At 66.9% G+C, this 8,911-nt stretch carries 11 protein-coding genes and 2 pseudogenes; 6 read left to right on the top strand and 7 right to left on the bottom strand.

Annotation, left to right across the window (positions count from 1 at the left end):
* Positions 1-98 precede the first annotated feature (98 nt).
* Positions 99-1,058 (top strand): tyrosine-type recombinase/integrase, encoded by a 960-nt coding sequence (locus tag ACWCQ6_RS34315; RefSeq protein ID WP_451095996.1) that lies wholly within the window; start codon positions 99-101, stop codon positions 1,056-1,058.
* A 36-nt stretch (positions 1,059-1,094) separates the two neighbouring features.
* Here the strand turns inward: ACWCQ6_RS34315 and ACWCQ6_RS34320 are convergent, their stop codons facing one another.
* The gene (locus ACWCQ6_RS34320; protein ID WP_451096014.1) at positions 1,095-1,700 is read right to left on the bottom strand and encodes a hypothetical protein; all 606 of its coding nucleotides are present in this window, start codon (positions 1,698-1,700) and stop codon (positions 1,095-1,097) included.
* Positions 1,701-1,793: 93 nt separating this feature from the next.
* On the bottom strand, positions 1,794-2,387 hold the full coding sequence (locus ACWCQ6_RS34325; RefSeq protein WP_451096016.1) for a hypothetical protein: 594 nt from the start codon (positions 2,385-2,387) through the stop codon (positions 1,794-1,796).
* 170 nt (positions 2,388-2,557) lie between these two features.
* Here ACWCQ6_RS34325 and ACWCQ6_RS34330 point away from each other — a divergent pair, with 170 nt between their 5' ends.
* Positions 2,558-2,788 (top strand): hypothetical protein, encoded by a 231-nt coding sequence (locus ACWCQ6_RS34330; protein WP_451095998.1) that lies wholly within the window; start codon positions 2,558-2,560, stop codon positions 2,786-2,788.
* The gene (locus tag ACWCQ6_RS34335) at positions 2,785-3,327 is read left to right on the top strand and encodes a hypothetical protein (RefSeq protein ID WP_451096000.1); all 543 of its coding nucleotides are present in this window, start codon (positions 2,785-2,787) and stop codon (positions 3,325-3,327) included. Before ACWCQ6_RS34330 ends, ACWCQ6_RS34335 begins: the two co-directional genes overlap by 4 nt.
* Before the next feature lie 303 nt (positions 3,328-3,630).
* Here the strand turns inward: ACWCQ6_RS34335 and ACWCQ6_RS34340 are convergent, their stop codons facing one another.
* Entirely contained in the window at positions 3,631-3,876 is a 246-nt protein-coding gene (locus tag ACWCQ6_RS34340) for a hypothetical protein (RefSeq protein WP_451096002.1), read from the bottom strand.
* Positions 3,877-4,001: 125 nt separating this feature from the next.
* Between ACWCQ6_RS34340 and ACWCQ6_RS34345 the strand changes: the two genes are divergently transcribed.
* Together ACWCQ6_RS34345 and ACWCQ6_RS34350 are read left to right on the top strand one after the other, a co-directional pair.
* Positions 4,002-5,075 (top strand): hypothetical protein, encoded by a 1,074-nt coding sequence (locus tag ACWCQ6_RS34345; protein WP_451096004.1) that lies wholly within the window; start codon positions 4,002-4,004, stop codon positions 5,073-5,075.
* Positions 5,076-5,207: 132 nt separating this feature from the next.
* A complete protein-coding gene (locus ACWCQ6_RS34350; protein ID WP_451096006.1) occupies positions 5,208-6,077 on the top strand; it encodes a recombinase family protein in 870 nt (289 codons plus the stop codon).
* 46 nt (positions 6,078-6,123) lie between these two features.
* Here the strand turns inward: ACWCQ6_RS34350 and ACWCQ6_RS34355 are convergent.
* Positions 6,124-6,327 (bottom strand): annotated as a pseudogene (locus ACWCQ6_RS34355) (IS30 family transposase); the annotation flags it as partial.
* A gap of 173 nt (positions 6,328-6,500) precedes the next feature.
* Between ACWCQ6_RS34355 and ACWCQ6_RS34360 the strand changes: the two are divergent.
* Positions 6,501-7,226, top strand: a complete 726-nt coding sequence (locus ACWCQ6_RS34360) for a dienelactone hydrolase family protein (RefSeq protein WP_451096008.1) — start codon at positions 6,501-6,503, stop codon at positions 7,224-7,226.
* Between the two features lie 19 nt (positions 7,227-7,245).
* On the opposite strand, the pseudogene ACWCQ6_RS34365 reads toward ACWCQ6_RS34360, so the two are convergent.
* From ACWCQ6_RS34365 to ACWCQ6_RS34375, 3 genes and pseudogenes are all read right to left on the bottom strand, one after another.
* A pseudogene (locus tag ACWCQ6_RS34365) lies at positions 7,246-7,428 on the bottom strand (hypothetical protein); the annotation flags it as partial.
* A gap of 20 nt (positions 7,429-7,448) precedes the next feature.
* Positions 7,449-8,150, bottom strand: coding sequence for a bleomycin resistance protein (locus ACWCQ6_RS34370; RefSeq protein WP_451096010.1), 702 nt, complete (start codon positions 8,148-8,150; stop codon positions 7,449-7,451).
* 344 nt (positions 8,151-8,494) lie between these two features.
* The coding region (locus ACWCQ6_RS34375; protein WP_451096012.1) for a DUF7691 family protein at positions 8,495-8,911 on the bottom strand (417 nt) is incomplete at its 5' end.

The following is an 8,911-nucleotide window of genomic DNA, read 5'->3' on the forward strand; positions in this document are numbered from 1 at the left end:
ACCGCCTCAAGGCCATCGAGCGAGAGAACGACGTGGCCTGACAGCTGGGGACGTTCGCCCGTACGCAACTGGGGAGGAAAGTCCGTACGCCGACAGAGATGCTGGAGCTCACCCACCACAGCTTCATCGCCTACACTCTGCCCACCACCGGCGAGGTGGTGCCGATGCTGCAGGTCGCCGCGTCCAAGACCGATGCGGAGCGCCTGCTGCTGGTCTCCCCGGAGCTGGCGGAGGTGCTGACCGCAGTGATCTTCCGGGTCCGGGCCGGGAACGCCGCCCTGCCGCTGGTGTCGGCCTACGACGTGTTCGAGCAGACCTGGAGCCCGCCCATGCCGTTCCTGTTCCAACGCCGGTACGGCACCGAGGACCGGCCGCTGACCCGCAGCTACATCCGCGAGTGCCTGGTCGCGACCTCACAGTCCGCCCGGATCACCGTGGCCGGCGATCCGCTCGAATGGCGCCCCCACGATTTCAGAAGGATCTTCGTGACCGACGCCATCCGCTCCGGACTGCCGCCGCACATCGCCGCGAAGATCTGCGGCCACGCCGCTCTGGACACGACCATGGGCTATGCCGCGATCTACCCGGAGGACGTGATCTCCCATCACCGGGCCTTCATCGCCCGCCGCAGAACCGAGCGGCCCAGCGAAGAGTACCGCGAGCTCACCGCCACCGAGTGGAACGAGTTCCTGGCCCACTTCGAACTCCACAAGGTCGCCCTGGGGACCTGCGGCCGCGACTACGCGACCCCGTGCCAGCATGAAAACGCCTGCGTCAGATGTCCCCTACTTCTCGTGGACCCGGCCCAGATGCCACGTCTCCAGGAGATCCACGCCAACCTCGTCGACCGCCTCCAGGAGGCCCGGGACCAGGGCTGGCTCGGTGAGGTCGCCGCCATCGAGACCACCATGGCCGCCGCCGCGCAGAAGCTGGAGGCCATGCGCGAGCGTGCAGCGCAACCGTCCACCGTCCACCTGGGCATGCCCGACTTCCGCCGGAACGCCGGACGAAGTAGCGCCGAGCCCGAAACCCCACCAACCGCGGCAGGCCCCTTGTGAGTCGACCGCGCATTAGGGACGGTTGCCGCCGCGAGATCAAGTCGCGGGTAGGAAATCCCGCCAGAACGAGACGGTCGCCTGCGGGCGCCAGTCGTCGGGGGTGTGGGCGTCGAAATCGTCGAACTCGTGGTTGACGTAGTCGACCAGGTCAGTGCCGTAACAAATGATGTCGGTGCCCCACACTGAGAGAACCGGGTGACCGTAGGAGCCATGGCCACCAGGCAGAAACCGATGCCCGTAGATGGGAACGAGCTTGGGGACCCGGGCAAGCAGCGCCTGAGCTTGCTGAAGGGCCTCGTCGGCATCCTCCGGCCGTTGCCCCCAGCTCGGATGCCAGTAGCCGCGTCGGACCGACAGGGCAACGCCCTCCACGGGCCACTCAAGCCGCTCTCGGAGTCCTTTGGGGTCGCCGTTGCGCCAGTCCGGCCACGGGTTCTCCCACGTGTCCCCCTCTTCGGGCGGCTGACTGACCGGCAAGCCCGACGACAGGAAAGCCCGGTGGTCGTCGGCAAACTCGATGCCGTACTCCCGCTCAATACGCTGGAGCTCGATCTCGCTCAGCCCCGGCGCTATCTCGCAGCAGTCCGCAACGGCGAGAAGGCGCGCTGCTTCAATCCCCAGCTTCATCCCATCCGGCTTCATCACGTTGGAACAGTACTGGTCCCGCCATCTGAGCTCGGACAGTTTTCGAAGATCACCTGGCTGCAGCCGGAGCCCGCCTGACGCGAGATGAGCTCAGGCGCGCGGCGGCAGGACCTCGATCACGGTGGCCGTTCCGGAAACAGGTCGGGCTTCGTACATGGTGATCACATCGCCGCACTTCAGGTGCCTCCACTGCTCGGGGCTCAGAGGAGCCAGCCGAACGTCGGCGGTTTCTCCCGGGCCGAGCTCCTGCGCATGCTCCACCCACAACCGGGCGATGTTCAGTTCTCGCTCCCCGCCAGCGGTGCGGTTGCCAATGTCCCACATCGGCCGGAGCCGCCCGTCTGCGGCAAAGGCAGTCCGGCGTCGGCCCTCCTCCGCACCCACCAGGCTCAGGGTCGCCCGGACGGTGCCGTGTCGAACTTCCCAGCCCCGCCACTCGCACCAACGCCGGCTGCGGTCGAGCATCATCTGGCGAGCGGCCTCCGCGAGGAGTTCCCAGAAGTCAACGGACACGGGATGGACATCCCCGATCTCGATGAGAACGCAGAGCACCATCTCCCACTCCTGGCGCACGATGTCCTCGCGCACATCCCCGACCGTCTGTCCGTTCTCTGCCGCTGCGTCCTGCGGCAGCAGATCGACGGCCTGCCGAAGGAGTGTGAACGCGTCATCCATGTGCTGCATTCTCCCCCGTCTCCGGACGCCCGTTGAAGGGCGACCAGGCAGGCCGGAGACGGCGGCGCGACACGCCCAATGCTCGCTGGCGCCGAGATTGTTGCCCACTACTTTGAGTAACTCGACTGCGATCCGACCCCGCCAGGCCGTCTGGACTAGTTCGAATAAAGCTGTCTGCGATGCAGGCTGTGCGGCCCGACCCCGACCAGCGCCGCCGCATCGTGGCCATCCGCGACAACCTGCTCGACCGGATCGCCGAAGCCGAGAAGGAGGGCTGGCTCGGCGAGGTCGAAGGACTGAAGGTCAGCCTCGCCGGCGCCGCGGATAAGCTCACCCAGATCGACCGTCGTTCCTGCCGAAGAACAACCGTCAGTCTCGGCATGCCAAGGACCAGGAGCGAAGATCATTGAGCACCGGCACAGATCACGAAGAACCGGAGCTCGGACTCAGCACGTGGCCGATCGAGCGCCTTCAGGCGTTCACCACGGACGCTGACCGCCGGCAGCTTGAAGCAGTACGTATCGTCGCGCAGCAACACGCTTACTACGACTCCGAGCAGCCGCAGGAAGTCCGACGGCAGTGGGCCAAGCTGTCACTGCTGGCGAACCGGCGCATGCCCGGTGACGATCCCGGTAGTCCATCGCGCGAGGTCCAACAGGACTTCATGCTCCGAATGTGGGTCATCGACCACCTCGGTCCCGACGACAAGGATCCCGATTGGAGCCCCGAGAGGCTGGCGTCCGACACGCTCGACGCGCTGGCTCTCACACTGCCACAGGCCCGTGCTCTTACCAGCAGTTGGCGTGAGCTCCCCATCGAGCAGATCCGCGAGCTACGGCGGCACAAGAACCTGACAGCCCATCTTGAAAGGCTCATGAACCGCCTGCGGCCCGGCCCAATACGAGATCAACTTCTCCTCTGGGCCGAGGCTCGCCAACTCCTGCCCTGACCTGCCGCTGGCCGATCAGACGCCGTACTGCGGGCCCACCTCGAAGTTCAGAGAACACATCAACACCATGCTGGTGCAAGCAGGTCCTCGCCGAACCGGAGTGGGCCAAGAGGCTCAGCGACGAGGACCGGCGCGGCCTGACCGCCCTGTTCTGGTCGAACATCAACCCGTACGGCACCTTCCGTCTCGACATGAGCAAGCGCCTCGACCTGGAGCCGACTGCCGCTGTTCCCCGGCCCCGCACCCCGGCGGACGCCGCCGACCGATCGAGTAAAGAGACACCGGGCGGATCATGGTTCGTGCCTACCGAGGGGACGTAGTCGAAGCCGGGTTTGTCGTCGGCGAGGCAGGCGCCGCCGGCTGCCCGAAGCCGGGATTGAGCAGCAGCGCGAGGAGCGTCGCGACGGTGGCCCCCGAGGCGATCGACGCCACCAGGTCCCCACGGCCGGAGGCGCCGTGCGCCCGGGCGGTGTACTTGAAGACCGCCAAGCCGACGACGTAGCCCACGACGATGAGCAGGGCCGCCAGCGGCGCGATCTGGATGGTCACGACGTTCTCCTCGCTATGTCCGCCCGAACTGGCGGTCCGTCTGCACCGAATGGCGCGACGTCATGTCACCAGCGCGGCCACCAGCAGGGCGATCCCGGAAGATCGCGAGGTTCTACGCTCAGCCCATGGCGAGGACCACGAGCACGGCAATGCGCGAGCTGATGGAACTGTCTGGGGCGTCTCAGGCGCAGATCGAGCGGTGGCAGAAGCGAGGCTTCCTGCCGAGACTCCCCAGGGCGTACGCCGGGGGCGGAGGCAGCAAGTCGGCGCTCAGCGAAGAGATCGTCGAACGGGCGCGGGTGCTCATCGATCACGCGCGGCAGGGCACCTTGACGATGGGCCCGATCTCGTTGATCGCCACGCTGTCCGAACCGGATGTAGCTCTCCTTCGCGAAGCTGTCCTCGAGAACCTGGCAGCGGGGCGCCGGCGTCTGGGCATGGACGTGCGGGCCGATTCACCGAAAGAAGCCGCGATGGCCCGGCTGGGCGCCGCTGAACGGAAAGCCCGGCGGTCGGGGCGCACCTGGAACCTCGAGAACGTCGAGATGGGCCCGGTCCGGGAAGAGTCGCCGTACTCGCCTGAAACGGTGGCCTTGTTCTACCGGGACTCCGACGAGGAGATCGACACAGACGACCTGGAGATCGTGGTCGACGGCATGGTGGAGCTTCTGAAAGAGAACGTGTCCCGCCTGAGCGGCGTCCCGGTCGGAGCCCTGCCGCCCGACCTTGAGGCGAACATCAGAGCCGACGCCCGCCGACGGCTGCTTGCCGCGCCAACGTTCCGCGACCAGTGCGACCTCGTCCGATCCACGCCTGAAGGCCTGTTGCTCCGGGCATGCCGCCTTGTCCCGCAGGTCCGGCGCGTTCAGCTTGCCGCCGTGCACTCCGCGAGGCTGGCCCACGCGCTGTACACCGGCACCCTGACGGCGGAGCAGCTCGGCACGTGGCACGACTTCGCCATGCCAGTCGCCAACATCCAGCGGATGCAGGCGCACCCGATGTGGACGCGCTGGGGAATCTCCGCCGGAGCGGTGAACGACAGCGGTGACGGGTCGCGCATCGTGGTGTGCCTGGAGGAGCCGAGCCTGCTGGACGAACTGGAGCTGTTCGTCGACTTCCTGGCGTCGCTGATCCCGGTGCACGCCCTTCACCGACTGGCGTTCCACCGACCTGAACCTGGAGGCCAGACAGTCAAGTGAGTCCCGGGCTGTTTCATGAGTGGTCGCTCGTGAAACACCCGCCCTCCCGAGAGTCCACCTGCGGCGATCATGTTTCATGAGTTGTTGCAAACAACTAGACGCCTGAAACACCCTCATGAAACGCTCCGGGTCGTGAGCGACGACTTCAAGCGCGTGGAATCGCACGACTGCCCGATGTCCACCTGCGCCGCCCCTGCGGGCTCCCCGTGCCGGACCGGCAAGGGCAAGGTGGCCATCCAGTACCACACAGCCCGCTTCCGCCTCGTGCCCCAACTCGCCAAGACGCTTAGCGTGCCGACCCCCGCCGTCCGCAAGCCGGGGTCGGCGTGGACCGAGCTGCCCCACCCCGTCAGCGCCGGCGCCGAACCGGCCGGGCACGTCCGTCTCGGATACGCCCGCGCCTCAACTGCCCGGCAGTCCCTCGACGCACAGCTCGACTCCCTCGTCGAAGCCGGGGTCTCCCGGGTCTTCTCGGAGAAGATCTCCACCCGCGCCACCAAGCGCCCCGAGCTGGAGGCCGCCGTCAAGCTCGCCGGGGAGATCCGCTCCTCCGGTGTCGCGGTGACCCTCGTCGTCCACGAGCACAAGCGGCTCGGCCGCGGCATTGAACTCGCCATGCTCGCCGAAGAGCTGAAAGCGAGCGACATCGGGCTGGAGTTCCTCACCGGGGAGCTGAAGGGCTCGCACGATCCGTCCGGGATCGTGTTCACCGTGCTCGCGGCCATGTCCGGCATGGAGCGTGAGTACATCCGCGACCGCACCCTCGAAGGCCACGAGTCCGCCCGCAAGCGCGGCAAGACCATCGGCGGCGCGGGCGTCACCGATGACTCCATGCTGTCTATGGCCCTCCACCTGCGCGACCAGGAGATGAGCCTGCGCGACATCGCCAAGCGGCTCGTCATCACCACCGGCGCGAAGAAGGGCCAGCACCCCTCACCCGCCACCGTCATGCGGATGCTCCGCGAACACGACGAGCAGACCGCCACGGCGGTGACCAAGTGATCACCCGGCTACTTTGCGGCTGGTGTCTGGGCTAGGACTCCGGGGCCATCTCCTCACGCTCGCTGCCGCTCAGATGCCGCTCTGACCGCTTCTGCGGGGTGAGGCGGACGCCGCCGCTCTGGTACAGGAAGCGACGGGCCCGCTGCATCGGTGCCCCGAGTGCCCGTCCGATCAAGCTGAACGGCTGCCCCTCGCGCCAGCGTCTCCAAATCTCATCCTGCTGAGCTGGCGAAAACCCGTAGTCACGCACCTGTGCCTCCACGATCACATGATCATCTGTGGGTGGTGCGTTGATCACTTGAGGGTTCCATCGTTTGCCGACAGGAGGGCGACGCGTCCGGGTGTTGTAGTCGGGACAGACTGCTGTCTGCCATCGGTGAACACCACCCCGAGCGGGCGCAACGGTCATTACCGTCCAGACTCATGACAACGATTACGACGCGTACAGTCGAGTATCCGGCCGACGGTTTGACGATGATCGGGCACCTCGCGCTCCCGGCCGGTGTCGACCGCCGGCCCGCGGTGCTGCTCGGACCAGAGGGCACGGGGCTCAGCGACGTCGAGCGCCGCAGGGCCGATGCTCTCGCCGAGCTGGGATATGTAGTGCTGGCCTTCGACCTTCACGGTGGGCGCTATTTGGGGGACCCCGAGGAGATGCTGGCCCGTTGCCTGCCGCTGCTCGCCGACCCCGACCGGATGAGAGGCATCGGCCATGCGGCGCTCGACGTGTTGCGCACCGAACCGCGGACCGACCCCGATCGGATAGCCGCCGTCGGCTACGGCACCGGGGGTGCAGTCGCACTGGAACTCGGTCGCGATGGTGTCGATCTGCGCGCGATCGGGACAGTCAACGCAACTACCACGGGCCGACCGGGCGAGGCGGCGCGCATTCGCTGCCCGGTATGGGCCGGGGTCGGGTCGGAAGACCCGATCATGCCGCCCGCGCAACGGGAGGCGTTCACCGCAGAGATGGAGGCTGCGGGCGTCGACTGGCGCCTCGTGGTTTACGGGGGAGCCCTTCACGCCTTCCACCATCCACCGGTCGACCACACCGTGCGTTCCGGCGTCGGCTACCACCCACGGCACGCACAGCGAGCCTGGCGTGACGTCGTCGCTCTGCTCGCCGAGTGCCTGCCCGTCACGGATTGATCCGATCGGCTCCTGATACTCACTCCTGCCCGCCGTCGTCGTCTTCGTCCGGCTCCGACGCCTCCGGGTCGCGCAGCGGGCGCAGGACGCTGGCGGCCGGGGTGGAGGCGGTGAAGCTGTAGCGGCCGAGCAGGTTCAGGTTGCGGTGCTTGAGCGGGGAGAGCCGGGCGATGTCCTCGTCCCGTATCTCGTGGCGAGTGGCTGTGACCAGCGCTTTGACCCTCAGCCCAGCAGCTGCGTGAGGCGCCCGAGGTCGTCGTGTACGAACTCCTGTTCCTCAGCGGTGAGGTGGACTGCGGTGGCCGCGGTGAGCGCGGACGTCGCGGTATCTTGCTCGCCGAGGCGAGCGGCGACGTCCGCACGCAGCACGAGAAGACGAAGCAGTTGCACAGGCGTGGGCCGCTCGTCCTGAAGGTGCAGCGCCCAGTCGATGATCTTCGCGGCGCCCGCCGGGTCTTCCTTGGAGTCCGCGAGGAGGGATGCGTGGTGCAGGGCCCGGGCGAAGGTCTCCTTGGGGGCGGGCCGGTGATGCTGGTCGCCGCTCGTCTTCTGCCCAATGCGGATGCAGTTGCCTCCCGGATCGGTCATGAGGAACTGCCGCACGCCGTGTGACGTGTTCTTCAGCGGCCCGATTCGCGGCAGCCCGCGGTTCGGTACTCTCCCGTACGCCGCCTTCAGCCTGGCCCGAAAGATCTCGTGGAGCCCGTCGACGTCATCGGTCTGGACGATGCACGTACTGAACGACTCGGCCGGCTCGTACTGCTTCATCCCGAAGAAGTGGAGCTGTATGCCGCCGCGCTGGACGGCCACGTACGGATTGGGGCTCTTCTCCTGGAAGGCCACCTCGAACCCAAGGGCCGTATAGAAGTCGAGAACGGGCTGGATGGTCCGGCACGGCAGGATCGGAATGGTTTTCTCACCCATACCGGCACTTTAGTCAAAGTTGAGTAGAAGGCTGCGGGATATGTCGGCTATCCGCTTAGAGGTTCTCGGCGCGTTCGCAGCACCGGCGGACGCACGGCCGCCGGTGCGCAACGGCCTGAAGTGCTGAGGCGCCCACGAGGGTTTCATGACAAGATCCACTTTCGCAACACGCCCTAAAGGGCGGTCGCCTCGCACTCGACGAGGCGACCAGCATGACCGGACTTCCCCAAGGGCTGATCACCGCCGATTGCGGCTGGTGACAGAGTTCTTACCGGCCCCCTACACAGAGCGAACGGCCCCCGGAGGCATGCGGCGAATTCCGGGGGCCGTTCGCTGTCGCGACGTCAGGACCGGAAGCCGATAACGCCAAAGCCCGGCCGTCCCACCGCGTGCCGCATCCAGCCGAGACACTGCATGACAGCCTCCACGACCTCAGGCTCCAGCGGCGGCGCCTGGCCCGACTCGTCGACCGCCCGCTTGGTGTCCTCGAACTGCTCCAGCGCCTGCGCAATGTGATTGGGCGTCCACTCGCCGCAGCCCGGTATGTATGTGTACGGCAAAGGATCAGGAAGGCCGTTGTGGCTGAAGTCCTCGACAGAAACGGCAGTGACGCCCAGAGCCTTCAGGCCCTCGTCGACCACCGACAGCCAGTCACCCCGGTGCGGTGTAAAACAGTTGTTGTCCAGGAACGAGCCGGTCAGCGAGCACAACCGCTTGTAGGCGTAGCCATACTGGAAGGCGTGTTCCTTGTCCTCGCTGAA

This window comes from Streptomyces sp. NPDC001880 (assembly GCF_053594575.1).